Origin of the sequence: Salmonella sp. 32031103-2018-00083-FB-01-SM-01, from assembly GCF_017571995.1 — a bacterium.
In the GTDB taxonomy this organism is placed as follows: Bacteria; Pseudomonadota; Gammaproteobacteria; order Enterobacterales; family Enterobacteriaceae; genus Salmonella; species Salmonella enterica.
Genome location: NZ_JAGEQL010000010.1, coordinates 24525 through 46108 on the forward strand (window position 1 = coordinate 24525; position 21584 = coordinate 46108).

At 53.9% G+C, this 21584-nt stretch carries 19 protein-coding genes; 13 read left to right on the forward strand and 6 right to left on the reverse strand.

Features of this window, described 5'->3' with window-relative positions; translation table 11 throughout:
* Positions 1 to 8 precede the first annotated feature (8 nt).
* The 5 genes from atpD to glmS all read left to right on the forward strand — a co-directional run bounded on the left by atpD (position 9) and on the right by glmS (position 6467).
* Positions 9 to 1391: a F0F1 ATP synthase subunit beta gene (gene atpD, locus J4614_RS20865; protein ID WP_000190499.1), complete on the forward strand. Its 1383-nt coding sequence runs from the start codon at positions 9 to 11 to the stop codon at positions 1389 to 1391.
* 20 nt (positions 1392 to 1411) lie between these two features.
* Positions 1412 to 1831, forward strand: a complete 420-nt coding sequence (locus tag J4614_RS20870) for a F0F1 ATP synthase subunit epsilon (RefSeq protein ID WP_001251971.1) — start codon at positions 1412 to 1414, stop codon at positions 1829 to 1831.
* A 229-nt stretch (positions 1832 to 2060) separates the two neighbouring features.
* Positions 2061 to 2759 (forward strand): Bax inhibitor-1 family protein, encoded by a 699-nt coding sequence (locus J4614_RS20875; RefSeq protein ID WP_208293304.1) that lies wholly within the window; start codon positions 2061 to 2063, stop codon positions 2757 to 2759.
* A gap of 319 nt (positions 2760 to 3078) precedes the next feature.
* Positions 3079 to 4449, forward strand: a complete 1371-nt coding sequence (gene glmU, locus J4614_RS20880; protein ID WP_023213862.1) for a bifunctional UDP-N-acetylglucosamine diphosphorylase/glucosamine-1-phosphate N-acetyltransferase GlmU — start codon at positions 3079 to 3081, stop codon at positions 4447 to 4449.
* Positions 4450 to 4637: 188 nt separating this feature from the next.
* Positions 4638 to 6467, forward strand: coding sequence for a glutamine--fructose-6-phosphate transaminase (isomerizing) (gene glmS, locus J4614_RS20885; RefSeq protein ID WP_023258758.1), 1830 nt, complete (start codon positions 4638 to 4640; stop codon positions 6465 to 6467).
* Between the two features lie 150 nt (positions 6468 to 6617).
* Here the strand turns inward: glmS and J4614_RS20890 are convergent, their stop codons facing one another.
* Positions 6618 to 8375 (reverse strand): SgrR family transcriptional regulator, encoded by a 1758-nt coding sequence (locus J4614_RS20890; protein WP_000213163.1) that lies wholly within the window; start codon positions 8373 to 8375, stop codon positions 6618 to 6620.
* 94 nt (positions 8376 to 8469) lie between these two features.
* Between J4614_RS20890 and J4614_RS20895 the strand changes: the two genes are divergently transcribed.
* From J4614_RS20895 to phoU, 7 genes are all read left to right on the forward strand, one after another.
* Positions 8470 to 9288: a shikimate 5-dehydrogenase gene (locus J4614_RS20895; RefSeq protein WP_000166709.1), complete on the forward strand. Its 819-nt coding sequence runs from the start codon at positions 8470 to 8472 to the stop codon at positions 9286 to 9288.
* Positions 9289 to 9337: 49 nt separating this feature from the next.
* Positions 9338 to 10711 carry a fructose-specific PTS transporter subunit EIIC gene (locus J4614_RS20900; RefSeq protein ID WP_208293305.1) on the forward strand — a complete coding sequence of 458 codons (1374 nt, stop codon included), beginning with the start codon at positions 9338 to 9340 and terminating at the stop codon, positions 10709 to 10711.
* Positions 10712 to 10876: 165 nt separating this feature from the next.
* Positions 10877 to 11917, forward strand: a complete 1041-nt coding sequence (pstS, locus tag J4614_RS20905) for a phosphate ABC transporter substrate-binding protein PstS (protein ID WP_000867131.1) — start codon at positions 10877 to 10879, stop codon at positions 11915 to 11917.
* Positions 11918 to 12052: 135 nt separating this feature from the next.
* Complete coding sequence (gene pstC, locus J4614_RS20910; RefSeq protein ID WP_000741630.1) at positions 12053 to 13012, forward strand: phosphate ABC transporter permease PstC; 960 nt, start codon at positions 12053 to 12055, stop codon at positions 13010 to 13012.
* Positions 13012 to 13902 (forward strand): phosphate ABC transporter permease PstA, encoded by an 891-nt coding sequence (gene pstA / locus J4614_RS20915; protein ID WP_000212197.1) that lies wholly within the window; start codon positions 13012 to 13014, stop codon positions 13900 to 13902. Before pstC ends, pstA begins: the two co-directional genes overlap by 1 nt.
* Before the next feature lie 86 nt (positions 13903 to 13988).
* Positions 13989 to 14762, forward strand: coding sequence for a phosphate ABC transporter ATP-binding protein PstB (gene pstB, locus J4614_RS20920; protein WP_000063118.1), 774 nt, complete (start codon positions 13989 to 13991; stop codon positions 14760 to 14762).
* A gap of 14 nt (positions 14763 to 14776) precedes the next feature.
* Positions 14777 to 15502: a phosphate signaling complex protein PhoU gene (gene phoU / locus J4614_RS20925; RefSeq protein WP_000377800.1), complete on the forward strand. Its 726-nt coding sequence runs from the start codon at positions 14777 to 14779 to the stop codon at positions 15500 to 15502.
* Between the two features lie 94 nt (positions 15503 to 15596).
* Here phoU and yieH read toward each other — a convergent pair whose 3' ends face one another.
* Positions 15597 to 16262, reverse strand: coding sequence for a 6-phosphogluconate phosphatase (yieH, locus tag J4614_RS20930; protein ID WP_000078081.1), 666 nt, complete (start codon positions 16260 to 16262; stop codon positions 15597 to 15599).
* 168 nt (positions 16263 to 16430) lie between these two features.
* On the opposite strand from yieH, the gene adeP reads away from it, so the two are divergent.
* Entirely contained in the window at positions 16431 to 17768 is a 1338-nt protein-coding gene (gene adeP / locus J4614_RS20935; protein WP_001519317.1) for an adenine permease AdeP, read from the forward strand.
* A gap of 43 nt (positions 17769 to 17811) precedes the next feature.
* On the opposite strand, the gene J4614_RS20940 is transcribed toward adeP, so the two are convergent.
* The 4 genes from J4614_RS20940 to J4614_RS20955 all read right to left on the reverse strand — a co-directional run bounded on the left by J4614_RS20940 (position 17812) and on the right by J4614_RS20955 (position 21424).
* The gene (locus J4614_RS20940) at positions 17812 to 18396 is read right to left on the reverse strand and encodes an NADPH-dependent FMN reductase (RefSeq protein WP_001527038.1); all 585 of its coding nucleotides are present in this window, start codon (positions 18394 to 18396) and stop codon (positions 17812 to 17814) included.
* Positions 18396 to 19151 carry a 4'-phosphopantetheinyl transferase superfamily protein gene (locus tag J4614_RS20945; RefSeq protein ID WP_000190678.1) on the reverse strand — a complete coding sequence of 252 codons (756 nt, stop codon included), beginning with the start codon at positions 19149 to 19151 and terminating at the stop codon, positions 18396 to 18398. The genes J4614_RS20940 and J4614_RS20945 overlap by 1 nt, the downstream gene beginning before the upstream one ends.
* Before the next feature lie 157 nt (positions 19152 to 19308).
* Positions 19309 to 20268, reverse strand: coding sequence for an HTH-type transcriptional regulator YidZ (gene yidZ, locus J4614_RS20950; RefSeq protein WP_000749365.1), 960 nt, complete (start codon positions 20266 to 20268; stop codon positions 19309 to 19311).
* A complete protein-coding gene (locus J4614_RS20955; RefSeq protein ID WP_000819610.1) occupies positions 20237 to 21424 on the reverse strand; it encodes an MFS transporter in 1188 nt (395 codons plus the stop codon). The genes yidZ and J4614_RS20955 overlap by 32 nt, the downstream gene beginning before the upstream one ends.
* Between the last annotated feature and the right edge of the window lie 160 nt (positions 21425 to 21584).

Here is a 21584-nt window from a genome sequence, read left to right on the forward strand (position 1 = left end):
GATTTAAGATGGCTACTGGAAAGATTGTCCAGGTAATCGGCGCCGTGGTCGACGTCGAGTTCCCTCAGGATGCCGTACCACGCGTGTACGATGCTCTTGAGGTGCAGAATGGTAATGAGAAGCTGGTGCTGGAAGTTCAGCAGCAGCTTGGCGGCGGTATCGTGCGTACCATCGCGATGGGGTCTTCTGACGGTCTGCGTCGCGGTCTGGATGTAAAAGATCTCGAACACCCGATCGAAGTCCCGGTAGGTAAAGCCACGCTGGGTCGTATCATGAACGTCCTGGGCGAACCGGTCGACATGAAAGGCGAGATCGGCGAAGAAGAGCGTTGGGCGATTCACCGCGCAGCGCCTTCCTACGAAGAGTTGTCAAACTCTCAGGAACTGCTGGAAACCGGTATCAAAGTTATCGACCTGATGTGTCCGTTCGCGAAGGGCGGTAAAGTCGGTCTGTTCGGTGGTGCGGGTGTAGGTAAAACCGTAAACATGATGGAGCTTATCCGTAACATCGCGATCGAGCACTCCGGTTACTCTGTGTTTGCGGGCGTAGGTGAACGTACTCGTGAGGGTAACGACTTCTACCACGAAATGACCGACTCCAACGTTATCGATAAAGTATCCCTGGTGTATGGCCAGATGAACGAGCCGCCGGGAAACCGTCTGCGCGTTGCATTGACCGGTCTGACCATGGCGGAGAAATTCCGTGACGAAGGTCGTGACGTACTGCTGTTCGTCGATAACATCTATCGTTACACCCTGGCCGGTACGGAAGTATCCGCACTGCTGGGCCGTATGCCTTCCGCAGTAGGTTACCAGCCGACTCTGGCGGAAGAGATGGGCGTTCTGCAGGAACGTATCACCTCCACCAAAACCGGTTCTATCACCTCCGTACAGGCGGTATACGTACCGGCGGATGACTTGACTGACCCGTCTCCAGCCACCACCTTTGCGCACTTAGATGCAACCGTGGTACTGAGCCGTCAGATCGCATCCCTGGGTATCTACCCGGCCGTTGACCCGCTGGACTCCACCAGCCGTCAGCTGGATCCGCTGGTTGTTGGTCAGGAACACTACGACACCGCGCGTGGCGTTCAGTCCATCCTGCAGCGTTATCAGGAACTGAAAGACATCATCGCCATCCTCGGTATGGACGAACTGTCTGAAGAAGATAAACTGGTGGTAGCACGCGCGCGTAAAATTCAGCGCTTCCTGTCCCAGCCGTTCTTCGTGGCGGAAGTATTTACCGGTTCTCCGGGCAAATACGTCTCCCTGAAAGACACCATCCGTGGCTTTAAAGGCATCATGGAAGGCGAATACGATCACCTGCCGGAGCAGGCGTTCTACATGGTCGGTTCCATCGACGAAGCCGTGGAAAAAGCCAAAAAACTTTAACGCCTTAATCGGAGGGTGATATGGCAATGACTTACCACCTGGATGTCGTCAGCGCGGAGCAACAAATGTTCTCCGGTCTGGTCGAGAAAATCCAGGTTACGGGTAGCGAAGGCGAACTGGGGATTTACCCGGGGCACGCGCCGCTGCTCACCGCCATTAAGCCTGGTATGATTCGCATCGTTAAGCAGCACGGTCATGAAGAGTTTATCTATCTGTCCGGCGGCATTCTGGAAGTGCAGCCTGGCAGCGTGACCGTTCTGGCGGATACCGCGATTCGCGGTCAGGATCTCGACGAAGCGCGAGCCCTGGAAGCGAAGCGTAAAGCCGAAGAGCACATTAAGAGCTCGCACGGTGACGTGGATTACGCTCAGGCGTCTGCGGAACTGGCCAAAGCGATCGCTAAACTGCGCGTTATCGAGTTGACCAAAAAAGCGATGTAACACCGGCTTGAAAGCATAAAACCAGTCTGATTGCGGACTGGTTTTTTTTTATCCTCTCAATTTTTATTCGATAAACTAGCAACGACAAAAACAAGCGGCTGAAGGCGACGCGTTTTCAGCGACAGCGCTGTTTTCATTAAATCCTTCTTTCTGTCATTGGCATCTGCACATTGTGCGAAGAAGGGAGGAATGGATGCGTTTTTATTGCATAAAATGAGGGATTATTACTATGTCATTTCAGCCATCCTTTGCGGGTCCACAACCCGACTCAAGGATTGATCGTACTACCTTTATTCGTCGCGCTTATCTTCATCTCGCCGTCGCCATCGTCGGTTTTATCGTATTGAGCGCGGCGTGGAGTTTTATAGGGGTCGGGGAGTATGCGCTTGATGTGCTGCTGGCTGGTGGAAGATATAGCTGGTTGGTTGTTCTCGGCGCTTTTATGCTGGTGGGAATGCTGGCGGCCCGTCTGGCGGATAATGCGGGGACTAATCAAACGCAACTTATCGGGCTGGGGATTTATGTGTTGGCAGAATCCCTGATTTTTGCCCCCTTGTTAACGGTGGCGGCGTATATTAACCCGTCGAGTATTGGCGCGGCGGCAATAACGACTCTGTTGCTGGTCGGCGGCCTGACGTTTACCGCTTTTTCCATAAAAAAAGACTTTTCTTTTCTGCGCTCGTTTCTGACTATGGCTGGGTTCATTGCTTTTGGCGCGATTATTGCCAGCGTCATCTGCGGCTTCTCGCTGGGCGTCTGGTTTTCTGCGCTAATGGTACTGCTGTGCGCCGGGTTTATACTTTACGACACTTCTAACATTATTCACCATTACCCTACCGATCGCCCTGCTGGCGCGGCATTACATCTGTTTGCTTCTATCGCGACCATGTTCTGGTATATTTTGCGGATTTTTATGTCGCGTAATTAAGTAAAAAATACGCGCAACGGAAAACCAGCGGCCTCTGTCGCTGGTTTTTGCTTTTCTGACTCCCCTGCGCTTTATTACGTTATCTTCTTTATTTATGGAGTAAAAAAACAGCAAAAACATCGGACTACGTTGCCAATCCGCGGGTATTTTTACTTTTCAGGAGACAAGAGGCGCGGTAATGAACGAAAATGATTCATTAGCAGGCGGGGATGTTATCCCGGTGAGCGTTTTATCCTTCTTCCATTTTACGATGAAAAAAATGTAGTATTTTCAACGTGAAACAGTATAAATTCGTTCTCAAATTACAGTCAGGACGCGTATGTTAAATAGTGCTATGAGCGTAGTGATCCTTGCCGCAGGTAAAGGCACGCGCATGTATTCCGATATTCCTAAAGTGCTGCACACGCTGGCGGGTAAACCCATGGTGCAGCATGTCATTGATGCAGCAACTAAATTAGGGGCCGCACAGGTTCATCTGGTCTATGGCCACGGTGGCGAGTTGTTAAAACAGACCCTGAAAGATGACAAGCTAAACTGGGTGCTTCAGGCGGAACAGTTGGGAACAGGTCACGCAATGCAGCAGGCCGCGCCCTTCTTTAGCGACGATGAAGATATTTTAATGCTTTACGGCGACGTGCCGCTGATTTCGGTTGAAACCTTACAGCGCCTGCGCGATGCCAAACCGCAGGGTGGTATTGGGTTATTAACCGTGAAGCTGGACGATCCGAGCGGCTATGGCCGTATTACGCGTGAAAACGGTAAAGTGACCGGCATCGTTGAACATAAAGACGCCACTGATGAACAGCGTCAGATCCAGGAAATTAACACCGGTATTCTGATCGCCAACGGCGCGGACCTGAAACGCTGGTTGTCTAAGCTGACTAACAATAATGCGCAGGGTGAATATTACATCACTGATATCATTGCGCTGGCTTATCATGAAGGACGGGAAATCGCCGCGGTGCATCCGGCTCGCATCAGCGAAACGGACGGCGTGAATAACCGTCTACAGCTTTCTCGTCTGGAGCGTATTTATCAGGCCGAACAGGCGGAGAAACTGCTGTTATCCGGCGTTATGTTGCGCGATCCGGCTCGTTTTGATCTGCGCGGTAATCTGGCTCACGGGCGTGATGTGGAAATTGACGCTAACGTTATCATCGAAGGTAACGTGACGTTCGGTCATCGCGTGAAGATCGGCGCGGGGTGCATTATTAAAAACAGCGTTATTGGCGATGACTGCGAAATTAGCCCATACAGCGTGGTGGAAGATGCGCATCTGGAAGCGGCCTGCACCATCGGTCCGTTTGCTCGCCTGCGTCCCGGCGCGGAGCTGTTAGCGGGCGCTCATGTCGGCAATTTCGTTGAAATGAAAAAAGCGCGTCTGGGTAAAGGTTCTAAAGCCGGTCATCTGACCTATCTGGGCGATGCGGAAATTGGCGACAACGTGAATATCGGCGCGGGGACCATCACCTGTAACTATGATGGCGCGAACAAATTCAAAACGGTTATTGGCGACGATGTGTTTGTCGGCTCCGATACCCAACTGGTGGCGCCGGTTACTGTTGGTAAAGGGGCCACCATCGCCGCAGGGACTACCGTCACCCGTAATGTAGCCGACAATGAACTGGTATTAAGCCGCGTGCCGCAGGTACATAAGCAAGGCTGGCAGCGTCCGGTGAAGAAAAAGTGATTTTGTAAGCCGGATAAGCGTCAGCACCATCCGGCAGACCGGAGATGAGAGGATAAAATAATCCTCCGCTCCATGAGCAGTACTTATAAAAATAACCCCACTCTCTACAAGGCTCGGGGCGCCCGCAACGACGGGCATACAGGTCAGCGACAACGCATGGCGTAATGCCATAATCAGGAAATAAAACTATGTGTGGAATTGTTGGCGCTATCGCGCAGCGTGATGTAGCTGAAATCCTTCTCGAAGGTTTACGTCGTCTGGAATACCGCGGATATGACTCTGCCGGTCTGGCCGTGGTTGATGCAGAAGGTCATATGACCCGTCTGCGTCGCCTCGGTAAAGTCCAGATGCTGGCTCAGGCAGCGGAAGAACATCCTCTGCATGGCGGCACCGGTATTGCTCACACGCGTTGGGCGACGCACGGTGAACCTTCAGAAGCTAACGCGCATCCGCATGTTTCTGAACACATTGTGGTGGTGCATAACGGCATCATCGAAAACCATGAACCGCTGCGTGAAGCATTAAAAGCGCGTGGCTATACCTTCGTTTCTGAAACCGACACCGAAGTGATTGCACACCTGGTAAACTGGGAACTGAAACAGGGAGGTACTCTGCGTGAGGCTGTTCTACGTGCTATCCCGCAACTGCGTGGTGCGTACGGTACAGTGATCATGGATACCCGTCACCCGGATACCCTACTGGCGGCACGTTCTGGCAGCCCGCTGGTGATTGGCCTGGGTATGGGCGAAAACTTTATCGCTTCTGACCAGCTGGCGCTGTTGCCAGTGACTCGTCGCTTTATCTTCCTTGAAGAGGGCGATATCGCTGAAATCACTCGCCGTTCGGTAAATATCTTCGATAACACCGGCGCGGAAGTAAAACGTCAGGATATCGAATCTAATCTGCAATATGACGCGGGCGATAAAGGTATTTACCGCCACTACATGCAGAAAGAAATCTACGAACAGCCGAACGCGATCAAAAACACCCTTACCGGGCGCATCAGCCACGGTCAGGTGGATTTAAGCGAGCTGGGACCGAACGCCGACGAACTGCTGTCAAAGGTTGAGCATATTCAGATCCTCGCCTGCGGTACGTCTTACAACTCCGGTATGGTTTCCCGTTACTGGTTTGAATCGCTGGCAGGTATTCCGTGCGACGTTGAAATCGCCTCTGAATTCCGCTATCGCAAATCTGCCGTGCGCCGTAACAGCCTGATGATTACCCTGTCACAGTCTGGCGAAACCGCAGATACCCTGGCTGGCCTGCGTCTGTCGAAAGAGCTGGGATATTTGGGCTCTCTGGCCATTTGTAACGTGCCGGGATCTTCGCTGGTGCGTGAATCCGATCTGGCGCTGATGACCAACGCGGGTACGGAAATTGGCGTAGCATCTACCAAAGCCTTTACCACCCAGTTAACCGTGCTGTTGATGCTGGTGGCGAAACTGGCGCGTCTGAAAGGTCTGGATACGTCCATTGAGCATGATATCGTTCATGGCCTACAGGCGCTGCCGAGCCGTATTGAGCAGATGCTGTCGCAGGACAAACGTATTGAAGCCCTGGCGGAAGATTTCTCTGACAAACACCATGCGCTGTTCCTGGGGCGTGGCGATCAATATCCGATTGCGCTCGAAGGCGCGCTGAAGCTGAAAGAGATCTCTTACATTCACGCGGAAGCCTATGCTGCAGGCGAGCTGAAACACGGGCCGTTGGCGCTGATTGACGCCGATATGCCGGTGATTGTGGTGGCGCCGAACAACGAACTGCTGGAGAAACTGAAATCCAACATCGAAGAAGTTCGCGCACGTGGCGGTCAGTTGTACGTCTTCGCCGATCAGGATGCGGGTTTTGTGAGCAGCGACAACATGCACATCATCGAGATGCCGCATGTGGAAGAAGTGATCGCGCCTATCTTCTACACCGTTCCGCTGCAACTGCTGGCGTATCACGTGGCGCTGATTAAAGGCACCGACGTTGACCAGCCGCGTAACCTGGCGAAATCGGTGACGGTAGAGTAAGTACAAATGTTGCACCAGGCAGAAGGCCGTCGACAGACGGCCTTTTTTTGTGCGCTGTGACAGGCGCTGTTCTTTCTCTATGGTGGCTGAAGAGCGACTAAGAGGTGCTACGCCTGCCTGCGCTACGGGCACCCGGTCACATTCTCTTCTTTAAGGCCCTGGCTCAATCCAGGTGGATCGGAAATCAAACCACCCCAGGTTATTCAGGTGGATCCCCCTGGCCCGGTCGGGGCTTTTGAGTCGCATCCAGTGGTGAAAAAGCGGCTGTAGCCAGCCTGAACGGGTGGTTTCCCTGACCAGTTGTTCCGCGCTGATGGTTTCGGCATGCCACTGGGTTTCCCATTGGGCCAGCAGCGCATCATCCCCACCACTGATGGCGTGGCGCAGTAAAGGGGAGCCCAGTAGCCATGTACCGACGTTCCACTCTTCGGGAATGGGGAAATTGACCGTCCCCAGCCAGAGATCCACATTGGCTTTGCCATTCGCCCAGTCATCATAATTCAGCTCAACGCCCTCAAGTAAAATGCCCTGCTGGCGCATGATCTCTTGCATGATATCCAGGAGCATTGGAAATTCAGGGTGCTGATCGTGATAGGCCAGACGCAGTTTCGCGTAGGGCGACGACGAGATAAAAGGTGAACAGGCCGGGCCCGCCTCAATAGTATGAAACCAGGAGGACAGCAGGCTGCCGCCCGGTACCCAGAAGGGGCGAATTGCCTCACTCAGATGCTGGAGTATGGCGTAAGGGCTGAGTGTTTCCCGTAGCCAGCGGCGATGTTCGGCGGTATGCCAGTGCGGGGAGCGGCTGTCGCATAATAAAAAATATCCTCCACGCTCAAGAAACATCTCGCGCAGGTTGTCAGAAGGTTTGCCTGATACCTGGCTAAGCCGTCCGGAAACGTAATCCTCATCGCTCAGGCTGGAGCTGAGCCAGGCTGCCGTGTCGTTATCCGACAGCGATTCCGCCAGGTTGTCTGTCTCCGTTAAATTCGGCCAGATAAAGACCTCCACTTCATCCAGCAGCCCGCGCAGACCGAAATAGTGGTCAAAGGCCTTCATTTGCAGATGAAAGCCATTGTTTTCCACCACCTCATAAGGGCCAGTCCCCACAGGATGTGCCGGGAAATCAGCGCGTTGTGTATGGTCAGGCGGTAGGATCATGGCATCAATATGGCTGAGCAGCAGCGGCAGTCGGTTATCCGGGTGCGCCAGCGTAATTTCAAGGCTCAGCGGCCCGGTGGCCTGAATGGTCTGCAAGTGCGAGAACAGCGGCAGCTTAGCGCTGCGGGTCAGTGAAGCGATAACCGCGTCGATCGTCAGCTCCTGGCCATCATGCCAGAGGACGGCGGGGCGCAGATAAAAACGCCAGCGCAGCGGATCAATCTGCCGCCAGTGGTGGGCAAGATCGGCTTCGACTTCACCTTTTTCCTCATTTATGCGCGTCAGGCCGCTAAAAATCTGCCTGACCAGATGCTGCTCAGAGCGACGCAACGGTATGCCGGGGCACAGCGACGGCATTGTCCGATAATAGGGGATGCACAGCCGCTGATAGTCTGCCCGCACGCTATAGCCCAGCTTTGAACGCAGCAGTTGCGCCACCTGGTGCTTATTTTTACCCAGCAGCTGAATGGCCTGATCAATATGACCAGACTCCAGTAACTGCTCCGCCTTTTCGCTTAACAGCTGTTCTGGTTTATAGCGCAGGTGAAGCCGGGCGCGATGCCCACGTCCGGCCTGTGATTGCCAGATGAGCCACTTTGCCTCCTGCATCTGAAGCAACAGATTACGCATATGCCGCCGGGTGCAGAACAACACATCCGCCAGCTCCTGTAATGTCACGCTAACAGGCTTGTCGCCATAGTGCTGGAGTAGCTTTAAATATTTTTGTTCAGTGTGCCGGGTTGTCATAAAAGGTGAAATTTCCCGAACGGGAATGAGCAATTTTTAATATCCCCTTTTTAGCCGATGATTTTCTCTATCGCAACTTCTATGAGGATTCATCATGACAAAGCGCATTAATAAAGACACTCAGGTCTGCATGTCCCTGGCGGCACGCCCAAGTAACTTCGGTACACGCTTTCACAACTATCTGTACGAAGCGCTGGATCTCAATTATCTCTACAAAGCCTTTTCGCCGACCGATCTTACGCAGGCCATTAGCGGCGTGCGCGGTCTGGGGATCCGTGGGTGCGCGATCTCTATGCCGTTTAAAGAAGCCTGCATTCCGCTGGTGGATGAACTGGATGCTTCTGCTCAGGCCATTCACTCAGTTAATACCATTGTGAATACCAATGGCCATCTGAAGGCGTACAACACCGATTACATTGCAATAGCTCGCTTGCTGGCGAATTACAAGGTCTCTCCCGACCTGGTATTTGCTTTGCGTGGCAGCGGTGGTATGGCAAAGGCGGTGGCCTGCGCGCTGAAGGATGCGGGGTTTACCCGTGGTTATATTGTCGCGATTGATGAAGCGTCAGGTAAACAACTGGCCGAACTCTATGGCTATGAATGGCGCCCGGATACCGACGGTATTGAAGCCGATTTGTTAATTAACGCCACGCCTATCGGAATGGCTGGCGGTAATGATGCCGACAAACTCTCTTATTCCGAACAGGAAGTGGATAAGGCGAGCGTTATCTTTGATGTGGTGGCGCTACCGCCCGTCACGCCGCTAATCCGCTACGCCCGTGAACGCGGTAAAACCGTGATTACCGGTTCCGAAGTGTTTGCTATTCAGGCCGTGGAGCAATTTGTCCTTTATACCGGGATTCGCCCGGATGACGCGCTGTTCCAGAAAGCCGCGGCCTGGTCACGTCTGTAACATTTTTTTCCCGCTTTTTCTTTAAATTAAAAGAACAGGGTACCCTACTATGACTAAAAAAATTGTTGCTGTGACGGCCTGTCCGACGGGCGTCGCCCATACCTTTATGGCGGCAGAAGCGTTGGAAATTGAAGCCCGCAAGCGTGGTGACTGGATCAAGGTTGAAACCCGCGGTTCCGTCGGGGCGAAGAACACGCTGACCGCGGAAGAGATAGCGCAGGCGGATGTGGTGATTATCGCGGCGGATATTGAACTGGATCTGTCAGGCTTTGTTGGCAAAAGACTCTATCGCACCAGTACCGGCGCGGCGCTAAAAAAGAGTGCGCAGGAAATGGATAATGCTTTCAATAGCGCCGAGGTCTATCAGGGGAGTGCCGGGCGCTCTTCTTCAGCTGGTAAAACAGAGCTACCCGGCGTTTATAAGCATTTAATGACCGGCGTATCCCATATGCTTCCCCTGGTGGTTGCGGGAGGGTTGTGTATCGCGCTCTCTTTTGTCTTCGGTATCCAGGCCTTCAACGAGCCGGACACGCTGGCGGCTGCGTTATTTCAAATCGGCGGTAAGGCGGCCTTTGCGCTGATGGTGCCGGTACTGGCTGGGTTTATTGCCTTCTCAATTGCCGATCGTCCGGGTCTGGCCCCGGGGCTTATTGGCGGGATGTTGGCCAGCCTGTGCGGCGCTGGTTTCCTGGGTGGGATTGTGGCCGGTTTTCTGGCCGGTTACAGCGTACGGTTTCTGGCGCAAAATATTAAGCTGCCGGCGTCGATGGAAGCGCTTAAACCTGTGCTGGTTCTGCCGCTACTGTCTACGCTGATTACTGGCCTTATCATGATTTACGTGGTGGGTGGCCCCGTTTCTGCGGTGATGGAAGGGCTGACGACGTTCCTGGGGAATATGACCTCTACGAATGCTATCTTGCTGGGAATGTTGCTGGGCGCAATGCAAGGTTTTGACCTTGGCGGGCCGGTGAATAAAGCTGCGTATACCTTCGGCGTCGGTTTACTGGCTTCTCATTCTTATATGCCAATGGCGGCCATTATGGCGGCAGGGATGGTTCCGGCATTAGGAATGGGCGTCGCAACCTGGGCGGCCAGAGCGAAATTCACTGCCTCTGAGCATGAAGCGGGTAACGCATCCTTTATCCTGGGGCTGTGCTTTATCTCTGAAGGGGCGATTCCCTTCGCTGCGCGTGACCCGATGCGCGTCATCCCTTCCACGATGGTCGGTGGCGCAATCGCCGGGGGACTGTCCATGTATTTCGGTTGTACACTGATGGCGCCACACGGCGGTCTCTTTGTCCTGGCGATCCCGCATGCGGTAGAACATGTGATGCAGTACCTGCTCTCGATTGCCCTGGGCACGATTGTCTGCGGCCTGATGTACGCGCTGTTGAAACCGTCTGCGGTTGCGCAAACAGTTTAATTCATCTCCCCCTGCAGGCTGGTCTGGTGTCTCCCCGGGCCAGCTTTTTTATTTCCATTGTCATCAAACCGTCATAATCAAGACATATAACTGTCATCAATTTGTCCTATTTTGCTCATCGTAGCAACTCAAACAATGATTTACCGAAACCGTGCAGGAGACATTATGAAAGTTATGCGTACCACTGTCGCAACTGTTGTCGCCGCGACCTTATCGATGAGCGCGTTCTCTGCCTTTGCAGCAGCAAGCCTGACAGGTGCCGGTGCAACGTTTCCTGCGCCGGTGTATGCCAAATGGGCGGATACCTACCAGAAAGAAACCGGTAACAAAGTTAATTACCAGGGGATAGGCTCTTCCGGCGGCGTGAAACAAATCACCGCGAATACCGTTGATTTTGGCGCTTCCGATGCGCCGCTGTCTGACGAAAAACTGAATCAGGAAGGCCTGTTCCAGTTTCCGACTGTGATCGGCGGCGTGGTGCTGGCGGTGAATATTCCAGGCCTCAAATCCGGCGAACTGGTGCTGGATGGTAAAACGCTGGGTGACATCTACCTCGGTAAAATCAAAAAGTGGGATGATGAAGCCATCACCAAACTGAACCCAGGCGTGAAGCTGCCTTCTCAGAACATCGCTGTGGTGCGTCGCGCTGACGGTTCCGGTACCTCCTTCGTGTTCACCAGTTACCTGGCGAAAGTCAACGACGAGTGGAAATCGAAAGTGGGCGCGGGTTCTACCGTGAACTGGCCAACCGGCCTGGGCGGTAAAGGTAACGACGGCATCGCGGCATTTGTACAGCGTCTGCCAGGCGCTATTGGCTACGTTGAGTATGCGTATGCCAAGCAGAACAACCTGGCCTACACCAAACTGGTTTCTGCCGACGGCAAACCGGTAAGCCCGACGGAAGAGAGCTTCTCTAATGCGGCGAAAGGCGCAGACTGGAGCAAAACCTTCGCGCAGGATCTGACCAACCAGAAAGGTGACGATGTGTGGCCAATCACCTCCACCACCTTTATCCTGGTCCACAAAGCGCAGAAGAAACCTGAGCAGGGTGCTGAAGTGCTGAAGTTCTTCGACTGGGCCTACAAAAATGGCGCTAAACAGGCGAATGATCTGGACTACGCCAGCCTGCCGGATAACGTCGTTGAGCAGGTTCGTACTGCCTGGAAGACCAGTATAAAAGACAGCAACGGTAAGGCGCTGTATTAATTAACGAATTGGCGGATGGCGCTACGCTTATCCGCCCTACGGTTTCGACCGCAGGCCCACGTTGTAGGCCGGATAAGCGTAGCGCCATCCGGCAGGGGCAACGTCGTAAAACGCGTTTAATGGAAAGAGTAATTTATGGCTGCAACCAAGCCTGCTTTTAACCCGCCGGGTAAAAAAGGCGACATGATTTTCAGCGCGCTGGTAAAACTGGCTGCGCTGATTGTGCTATTGATGTTGGGCGGTATTATCGTCTCATTGATCATCTCCTCCTGGCCAAGTATCCAGAAATTTGGTTTCTCATTTCTTTGGACTAAGGAATGGGACGCGCCAAACGATATCTACGGCGCACTGGTGCCCATTTACGGCACGCTGGTGACCTCCTTTATCGCACTGCTGATCGCCGTTCCGGTCAGTTTCGGCATTGCCCTGTTTTTAACCGAGCTGGCGCCAGGCTGGCTAAAGCGTCCGCTCGGCATCGCCATTGAACTGCTGGCGGCGATCCCCAGTATCGTGTACGGCATGTGGGGGCTGTTTATCTTCGCACCGCTGTTTGCGACGTACTTCCAGGAGCCGGTCGGCAATATTCTTTCCAACATTCCGTTTGTCGGCGCGCTGTTCTCCGGCCCGGCGTTTGGTATCGGCATTCTGGCGGCGGGCGTCATCCTCGCCATCATGATCATCCCCTACATTGCGGCGGTTATGCGCGACGTCTTCGAGCAAACGCCGGTAATGATGAAAGAGTCCGCTTACGGTATCGGCTGCACTACCTGGGAAGTTATCTGGCGCATCGTGCTACCGTTCACCAAAAATGGCGTGATCGGCGGCATTATGCTGGGGCTGGGCCGTGCTCTGGGTGAAACGATGGCGGTCACTTTTATCATCGGCAACACCTACCAGCTCGACAGCGCGTCGCTGTATATGCCGGGCAACAGCATCACTTCCGCGCTGGCGAACGAATTCGCTGAGGCGGAATCGGGTCTGCACGTGGCAGCGTTGATGGAACTGGGGCTGATCCTGTTTGTGATCACCTTTATCGTCCTGGCGGCGTCTAAGTTCATGATTATGCGTCTGGCGAAGAACGAGGGAGCACGTTAATGGCTACGCTTGATATGCAGAATACCGCGCAGCTCGCGGAATCCCGTCGCAAGATGCAGGCGCGTCGCCGCATGAAGAACCGTATCGCACTAACGCTCTCAATGGCGACAATGGCATTTGGCCTGTTCTGGCTGATCTGGATTTTGATGTCCACCATCACGCGCGGTATCGATGGGATGTCGCTGGCGCTGTTTACCGAAATGACGCCGCCGCCGAACACGGCGGGCGGCGGGCTGGCGAACGCCCTGGCAGGGAGTGGATTATTGATTCTCTGGGCTACCGTATTGGGTACGCCGCTGGGGATTATGGCCGGGATCTATCTGGCGGAATATGGCCGTAAATCCTGGCTGGCGGAAATCATTCGCTTTATTAACGACATTCTGCTTTCCGCGCCGTCAATTGTTGTGGGGCTGTTTGTTTACACCATCGTGGTGGCGCAGATGCAGCACTTCTCCGGTTGGGCAGGGGTGATTGCGCTGGCGCTGTTGCAGGTACCGATCGTTATCCGTACCACTGAAAACATGCTCAAATTGGTGCCGGATAGCCTGCGTGAAGCCGCCTACGCGCTGGGTACGCCGAAGTGGAAGATGATCTCCGCGATTACGCTGAAAGCCTCTATCTCCGGCATTATGACCGGTATTCTGCTGGCCATTGCCCGTATCGCCGGGGAAACGGCGCCATTGTTGTTTACCGCGCTCTCGAACCAGTTCTGGAGCACCGACATGATGCAGCCTATCGCCAACCTGCCGGTGACCATCTTTAAATTCGCGATGAGCCCGTTTGCCGAATGGCAACAATTAGCCTGGGCGGGCGTGCTGATTATTACCCTGTGCGTACTGCTGCTGAATATTCTGGCGCGTGTTGTTTTCGCGAAGAAAAAACACGGTTAAAGACATTGTAGGCCTGATAAGCGTAGCGCCATCAGGCATTATTTTACGGCGTGGCGGATGCGGCGCTGGATGAGGAAAAGAGTGAAATGAGTATGGTTGAAACTGCCCCGAGTAAGATTCAGGTTCGTGATTTGAACTTCTACTACGGCAAATTCCATGCCCTGAAGAACATTAATCTGGATATCGCGAAGAATCAGGTAACGGCATTTATCGGGCCATCCGGCTGCGGTAAATCAACGCTACTGCGTACCTTCAATAAAATGTATTCGCTTTATCCGGAGCAGCGCGCGGAAGGTGAAATTCTGCTGGATGGCGACAATATTCTCACCAACACCCAGGATATCGCGCTGCTGCGCGCAAAAGTGGGAATGGTATTCCAGAAGCCGACGCCGTTCCCGATGTCCATCTATGACAATATCGCCTTTGGCGTGCGTCTGTTTGAGAAGCTGTCTCGCGCCGATATGGACGAGCGCGTGCAGTGGGCGTTGACCAAAGCCGCATTATGGAACGAAACCAAAGATAAATTGCACCAGAGCGGGTACTCTCTCTCCGGTGGTCAGCAGCAGCGCCTGTGCATTGCGCGTGGTATCGCCATTCGCCCGGAAGTGTTGCTGCTGGATGAGCCATGTTCAGCTCTGGATCCGATCTCCACCGGGCGTATTGAAGAGCTGATCACCGAGCTGAAACAGGATTACACCGTGGTGATCGTGACCCACAACATGCAGCAGGCGGCACGTTGCTCCGATCATACGGCGTTTATGTACCTGGGCGAGTTGATTGAGTTCAGCAACACGGACGATCTGTTCACCAAGCCCGCGAAGAAACAAACAGAAGACTATATCACCGGTCGTTACGGTTAATTCAGGAGTGCGTAATGGACAGTCTGAACCTTAATAAACATATTTCCGGCCAGTTCAACGCAGAACTGGAAAGCATCCGCACTCAGGTAATGACCATGGGCGGCATGGTGGAGCAGCAGCTTTCTGACGCTATCACCGCCATGCACAACCAGGACAGCGAGCTGGCGAAGCGCGTGGTAGAAGGCGACCATCAGGTTAATATGATGGAAGTCGCCATCGATGAAGCCTGTGTGCGTATTATCGCCAAGCGCCAGCCGACGGCGAGTGACCTGCGCCTGGTAATGGCGATTATCAAAACCATCGCCGAACTGGAGCGCATTGGCGACGTGGCGGATAAAATCTGCCGTACCGCGCTGGAGAAATTCTCCCAGCAGCACCAGCCACTGCTGGTCAGCCTGGAGTCGCTGGGTCGCCACACCGTGCAGATGCTACACGACGTGCTGGATGCGTTCGCGCGGATGGATCTCGACGAAGCGGTGCGTATCTACCGTGAAGACAAGAAAGTTGACCAGGAATATGAAGGCATCGTGCGTCAGCTGATGACCTACATGATGGAAGACTCGCGCACCATTCCCAGCGTGCTGACCGCGTTATTCTGCGCGCGCTCTATCGAGCGTATCGGTGACCGTTGCCAGAATATTTGCGAATACATCTTCTACTTCGTGAAGGGGCAGGATTTCCGTCACGTGGGCGGAGATGAGCTGGATAAGCTGCTGGCGGGGAAAGATCCGAAAGAGTAAATCTCATTCTTTTGCCCGGTGGCGCTGCGCTTACCGGGCCTACAGGTACAGATGCTGTAGGCCGGATAAGCGTCAGCGCCATCCGGCATTTCAGTTAACGCGTAATCTCCCACCCGCGCGCTTTCCACAATCCCGGCAACTGCGCCAAATCGGTAAATGTCGTCACGTTAGGGTGATCGATCGGCTTGTTATGCGGATCGGCGCAGAAATAAAACACTTCCATTCCCGCTGCAATTCCTGACTGCGCGCCTGCGCTGGAATCATCCACCAGAATACATTTCTCAACATTGACCTTCATGGCGTTCGCCGCATGGAGCATCAGCGCCGGATCGGGCTTCCAGCGTTGAATATCGTAACCGCTAAACAGCAAATCGGGAAAATGATGCAACATGCCCAGTTTACCCAGCGAATGCTGCATCTTACTGACCGGCCCGTTGGATACCACGCACATGGGCGTCTTAATGCTCTCCAGCAGGGTATTTGCGCCCGCGATCGCTTCCAGTTCGGTATCGAACAGACGCGCAACCTCGGCGCGGTACACCGGCTCCAGCTCCGCCTTTGCCAGCGCAACGCCATGCTCTTTACTGATGGTATCGATAATTTCGTAGAGCTTTACGCCTTTAAAGCGTCTGAATACTTCCGTGAGCTCAAGCGTAATGCCGAACTGCCGGAACATAGTGACATAGGCGCGCGAGCAAATTACTTCACTGTCGACCAGCGTGCCGTCACAGTCAAAAAACACTGCTTCGATTTGGGACATGTCATTTCCATTTTAACAAGTTTAACGTTTACGTAATGCTGAATGAGGGGACGCAATCGTTGCCGTACTAACAAATTGAGTGAAAAAAATTACCACACAACTGCGCCAGGTGTCGCATTTTGGTATAGGATAACGGCGAATTTTCCCTCCTTTCTCCGGAAATTGATAATGAGTCAACAACACACCACCCAGGCTTCTGGTCAGGGTATGCTGGAACGCGTGTTTAAACTGCGCGAACATGGCACGACGGCACGAACCGAAGTGATCGCCGGTTTTACCACTTTCCTGACGATGGTTTATATCGTTTTTGTTAACCCGCAAATTCTGGGCGTAGCTGGCATGGACACCAGCGCCGTCTTTGTGACCACCTGTCTGATTGCAGCCTTTGGCAGCATTCTGATGGGCCTGTTCGCTAACCTGCCAGTGGCGCTGGCACCCGCGATGGGGCTGAATGCGTTCTTTGCCTTCGTGGTTGTTCAGGCAATGGGACTGCCGTGGCAGGTAGGCATGGGCGCCATTTTCTGGGGCGCTGTTGGTCTTTTATTGCTGACTATCTTCCGCGTGCGTTACTGGATGATCGCCAACATTCCGGTCAGCCTGCGCGTGGGCATCACCAGCGGCATCGGCCTGTTTATTGGCATGATGGGGCTGAAAAACGCCGGCGTGATTGTCGCAAATCCGGAAACGCTGGTCAGCATTGGCAACCTGACCTCGCACAGCGTGCTGCTGGGGGTTCTCGGATTCTTTATTATTGCGATTCTCGCTTCGCGCAACATTCATGCGGCGGTGCTGGTGTCCATCATCGTCACGACGCTGCTTGGCTGGATGATGGGCGATGTACACTACAACGGCATTGTCTCCGCGCCGCCAAGCGTCACCAGCGTGGTAGGGCATGTCGATTTGGCAGGCTCGTTCAATCTTGGCCTGGCGGGGGTTATTTTCTCCTTCATGCTGGTAAACCTGTTTGACTCCTCCGGTACGCTGATTGGCGTGACCGATAAAGCCGGCCTGGCGGATGAGAAAGGCAAATTCCCGCGCATGAAGCAGGCACTGTTTGTTGATAGTATCTCTTCCGTCACTGGCGCATTTGTCGGAACGTCTTCTGTGACCGCTTATATTGAATCGTCTTCCGGCGTTTCGGTGGGCGGTCGCACCGGTTTGACGGCGGTGGTGGTCGGTATTTTGTTCCTGCTGGTTATCTTCCTGTCGCCGCTGGCGGGCATGGTGCCGCCTTACGCGGCGGCGGGCGCGCTGATTTACGTCGGCGTGCTGATGACCTCCAGCCTGGCGCGGGTAAACTGGCAGGATTTAACCGAATCGGTCCCGGCGTTTATTACGGCGGTAATGATGCCGTTTAGCTTCTCGATCACCGAAGGTATCGCGCTGGGCTTTATCTCTTACTGCGTGATGAAAATCGGGACAGGCCGCCTACGCGACCTTAGCCCGTGCGTAGTGATTGTCGCGCTGTTATTCGTGCTGAAGATTGTGTTTATTGACGCACACTGATGAAATGAACCCTCGCCCCATCGGGGGAGGGTTTTTAAATAACTTACGCTTTAACGCGCTGAATAAACTCGCCAAATGCGGTCAGCTGACCGGTCAAATGATCTAACGTTCCCTGATCCACCACTTCTCCAGTCTGCGGGTCGACTTTATTCTGAATCACGCCGCCCATAAACTCCGGTTTATTCATCACCATCGCATCAAGGAACACCAGAATCTGGCGCAGATGATACTGGCAGCGCGCGCCGCCAATCGCCCCCATTGAACTGGTCTGGATAAGAACGGGCTTACCCGCCAGCGGCTGCTCAGGCAGACGGGATAGCCAGTCGATGGCATTCTTCAGGCCGCCGGGAACGGAATAGTTATATTCCGGCGTCACAATGACGACGCCGTCAGCGTTGCGAATCTGCTCCGCCAGCGCCTCTACGCTGGCTGGAAATCCCTCTTCCTGCTGGATATCGGCGTCATACAGCGGAATATCCCCGATCGAAGGCAGCGGCGATACCGTCATTCCTGCCGGCGCGACTTTAGGCAGCGTACGCGCCACCATCCCGTTAAAGGAACCTTTGCGTAAACTTCCCAGCAGTGTAACCACATTCAGCGTTTCAGACATACGTGCCCCTTTTTTCATTATGAACGATTAAGCGTATACGATTTGGCGGCGGGGAGTTGGGCGAATCGCATCAGACGGCCGGTTGGCTCATTGGCGCGCGTCTGGATATCGGGCAGGCTTTTCCAGCCCAGTTTGCCATCGAACTCCCACACTTTTAATTTTTCTATCGCTGGCGTAACGGTTACGGACCATACCAGCACATCTTCCGCATCGCATACGGCTTCAAGCTGTGTGACATGCGCGCACTTCAGGCGTCCGGCAACGGGTAAAAGTTGCAGCTCCCGCGGATCGTCATTCATGACATCGCCGGTGAGTTTTAACACGCTCTGGCGCAATGTGATGAGTTGCGCTCGCGCTTCGTTGGGATCGTTTTGATTGGCTACCCATAAGTTTTCATTGCGGGAGAAAGGGTGGCGTTCGAGCGAATGCGGATGGTGAAAGCCGCGGGAGGTGCGCTGTAATTCCATATCCAGCCCGCACTCTCCTTCGGTGGTCAACGCCACGCCAACCATATTTCCGGCGTAGGAGATAGAAAAACCTGGCAGATTTTTGTCACGAAACGCGGGTTTACCTTTCGCCTGAATAATGATTTCCGGCAGCTCGCTAATTCCGTACAGCATAAACATCAGTTCGGCAAGAAGGCCTCTGGAGGCGAGAAAACGCGTTCGTCGGTGAGCAGGCAGGTTTCTGGCTTCAATATGGCAAGACGAAGAGAGACGAATTGAAACCAACTGTCCCTCCGTAAGTATCCCTCTGGCAAAGTGAGTCGCCATTTTTCGCTCCGTGATTAATGGGCCGTGATAATGACGAGAGTAACATTAACGTAAATTATGGACAGGTTTTACGCGCTAAAAATTCAATTTCAGAAGGTTCTTTAATCAGACGGTGATATTTCTGGTAAGAGGAAGGTTAATTTATCAACGCAGGTGGTCAGATAAGGCGACGGCAGAGCGTGTTGATAGCCTGTCGTAGCCACACAATCTTGGGATTATGACTATTACGTTTGTGCCATAATAGGGTAAACGGCACCATCAGCTTTTCCCGCTGTTGCGCATCAAAAGGCAGGGGGCGCGCCACTAACGGTAGCTGGTGGAGCTGATTGTAGTGCTGGCAATAGCGCGGCGCGGTTGCTATCAGGGTGTGATCCGGCTGGGCGGCCATAAAGAGCGACTGCTCGAACCCCGGCAGGCTCAACGCAATATGGCGTTTGCGTCCCATTTCTTGCAGGACATCATCCAGCGCCCAGGTATCGCTTTGCTCCCAGCAAATACTGATATGCGGGTAGCGCAGAAATGTGTCCAGATCCCACGCTTCGCGCAGCGCCGGATGATCTTCCCGCAGCCAGACCCACGGCAAATCGCTAAACAACACCTCAAAATCAATCGCGAGCGGCAACAGACTGAGCAATTCTCGCGAGCGGGGATGGCTTTCGCGTCCGGTAAATCCGATATCGACTTCCCCACGCGTAATCGCCTCCAGCGAGTCATAATCCCAGTTGCGAACCTTAATGGTAGCCTGCGGATAGCGCTGATAAATCTGCTGCGACAGTGAATTAAACATAATCATCATCAGCGGCGACTCTGCCGCCAACTCAAATTTTAAACCGCGCGGCGTTTGATGATGCGGCTTATCAAGCAGTTGGTTCCCCATCTGCATCCAGTCCGCCAGACTTTGCTCCATACTGACCATCAGCGGCGTCGGCGCCAGGCCCAGCGGCGTATTGACGAACAGCGGATCGTCAAACCATGCCCGGAGTTTCGCCAGCGATTTGCTGACCGCAGAGGGCGTTACGTTCATCCGTTTTGCAGCTTTAGTGACGCTGCGCTCCTGCATGAGTAACTGTAGGCATAACAGCAGATTAAGATCGAGATTGGTAAGGGATTTCTTCATGCTCGGCTACGGACCTGTTGGGCGTGACGGAGAAGATCAGCAGAATACTCACTATGCTACAACCAATCAGAATCCCGATCAGCATATTCATCGCGCTGATACCGAGTATTGCCGCCAGCCAAATCCACAGTGATGAACCGCAAACCTGCGCGATACCCAGCGTGGAACTGGCCACTCCGGCGCGCAGCGAAAACGGCCCCAGCGCCTGGCTCATCGCGACGCCAAAACCAACCGAGAATCCGGCGCAGATAAGCGTCAGGCCAAAGAGCGTGACGGTATTGGTATGAGCAAGGCTTAACGTCACGCCAGCCGTCAAAAACAGCCCCTGTGAGACGAGCATTAAGGTTCGCGGCTTAAATAACCCAAGCGCAAAAGGGGTAGAAAAAGAGACGACCATGCTGACGCCTGCGGTGAGCGCCATGGTAATGGCATAGTCGCCACGGCTAAATCCCATCACCTCCATCAGCAGCACTGGAGAGGCATTGACGAAGGTCAGGATCACCGACACGCTAAGGGTGGTGATCGCCAGTCGACTGACGAAAAAACGGTTAACCAGCGACTCGGCGGCGGGCGACGATCGTGATAAATCGCGTGGAGCCAGCCTTGCCGGGCGCGTCTCGCGCAGGATAAACAGTGATAACAGGCCCACAATAATGCCCATCGCGGACATCGTATAGAACAGACTTTGCCAGGGGAAACGAAGCATAATCAAATGCCCCATCACCGGGGCGAGTACCGGCACAATACAGGTAATCCCATTCAATAATGACAGCACTTTCGCCCGACGATGCTCGTCGAGCGTGTCGCGCAGAATGGCGAACGCCACCACATAGCAGCCGCCTGCTCCTACCCCCTGAAGAAAACGCCCACTCAGAAATAGCGAGCCTTCCGACGCCCGTGAACAAAGCAGTGAGGCTATCATAAAGACGAGCGCGCCGACGATCGCGACCGGCTTGCGGCCTGACTGGTCGGCTATCTTCCCGGCAAACAGCATGGCCGTCGCCATTCCGGCCAGGTAAACGGAGAAGGCGATATGCAACTGCGCCTCGCTGGCGTTCAGATCGGCGGCTATACGCGGTAAACCGACCAGATACATATCAATACCGGCAGGATAGAGTAAAACCAGGGCAAAACTACACAGTAGAAAACGTTTCATAGCGGCCTCACGAAAAGTGTGGCGCTAAGAATACGGGGCGACGTTGCGCGAGACGAGTTGCCATTTGGACAACAGTGATTTCCGCATGGGAAATCATTGCTGTCGGATGGCAACATAAACGCCTTATCCGGCTTACGGGGTTTGTAGGCCCGGTAAGCAT

Excerpts from the sequence above, each read along its gene's own strand:
- glmU (WP_023213862.1), top strand. The coding sequence starts at position 3,079 with ATGTTAAATAGTGCTATGAGCGTAGTGATCCTTGCCGCAGGTAAAGGC.
- J4614_RS20895 (WP_000166709.1), top strand. The coding sequence starts at position 8,470 with ATGACAAAGCGCATTAATAAAGACACTCAGGTCTGCATGTCCCTGGCG.
- J4614_RS20890 (WP_000213163.1), bottom strand. The coding sequence starts at position 8,375 with ATGACAACCCGGCACACTGAACAAAAATATTTAAAGCTACTCCAGCAC.
- glmS (WP_023258758.1), top strand. The coding sequence starts at position 4,638 with ATGTGTGGAATTGTTGGCGCTATCGCGCAGCGTGATGTAGCTGAAATC.
- J4614_RS20900 (WP_208293305.1), top strand. The coding sequence starts at position 9,338 with ATGACTAAAAAAATTGTTGCTGTGACGGCCTGTCCGACGGGCGTCGCC.
- J4614_RS20945 (WP_000190678.1), bottom strand. The coding sequence starts at position 19,151 with ATGGCGACTCACTTTGCCAGAGGGATACTTACGGAGGGACAGTTGGTT.
- yidZ (WP_000749365.1), bottom strand. The coding sequence starts at position 20,268 with ATGAAGAAATCCCTTACCAATCTCGATCTTAATCTGCTGTTATGCCTA.
- J4614_RS20955 (WP_000819610.1), bottom strand. The coding sequence starts at position 21,424 with ATGAAACGTTTTCTACTGTGTAGTTTTGCCCTGGTTTTACTCTATCCT.
- atpD (WP_000190499.1), top strand. The coding sequence starts at position 9 with ATGGCTACTGGAAAGATTGTCCAGGTAATCGGCGCCGTGGTCGACGTC.
- pstA (WP_000212197.1), top strand. The coding sequence starts at position 13,012 with ATGGCTACGCTTGATATGCAGAATACCGCGCAGCTCGCGGAATCCCGT.
- yieH (WP_000078081.1), bottom strand. The coding sequence starts at position 16,262 with ATGTCCCAAATCGAAGCAGTGTTTTTTGACTGTGACGGCACGCTGGTC.
- J4614_RS20870 (WP_001251971.1), top strand. The coding sequence starts at position 1,412 with ATGGCAATGACTTACCACCTGGATGTCGTCAGCGCGGAGCAACAAATG.
- J4614_RS20940 (WP_001527038.1), bottom strand. The coding sequence starts at position 18,396 with ATGAAAAAAGGGGCACGTATGTCTGAAACGCTGAATGTGGTTACACTG.
- J4614_RS20875 (WP_208293304.1), top strand. The coding sequence starts at position 2,061 with ATGTCATTTCAGCCATCCTTTGCGGGTCCACAACCCGACTCAAGGATT.
- phoU (WP_000377800.1), top strand. The coding sequence starts at position 14,777 with ATGGACAGTCTGAACCTTAATAAACATATTTCCGGCCAGTTCAACGCA.
- pstB (WP_000063118.1), top strand. The coding sequence starts at position 13,989 with ATGAGTATGGTTGAAACTGCCCCGAGTAAGATTCAGGTTCGTGATTTG.
- pstC (WP_000741630.1), top strand. The coding sequence starts at position 12,053 with ATGGCTGCAACCAAGCCTGCTTTTAACCCGCCGGGTAAAAAAGGCGAC.
- adeP (WP_001519317.1), top strand. The coding sequence starts at position 16,431 with ATGAGTCAACAACACACCACCCAGGCTTCTGGTCAGGGTATGCTGGAA.
- pstS (WP_000867131.1), top strand. The coding sequence starts at position 10,877 with ATGAAAGTTATGCGTACCACTGTCGCAACTGTTGTCGCCGCGACCTTA.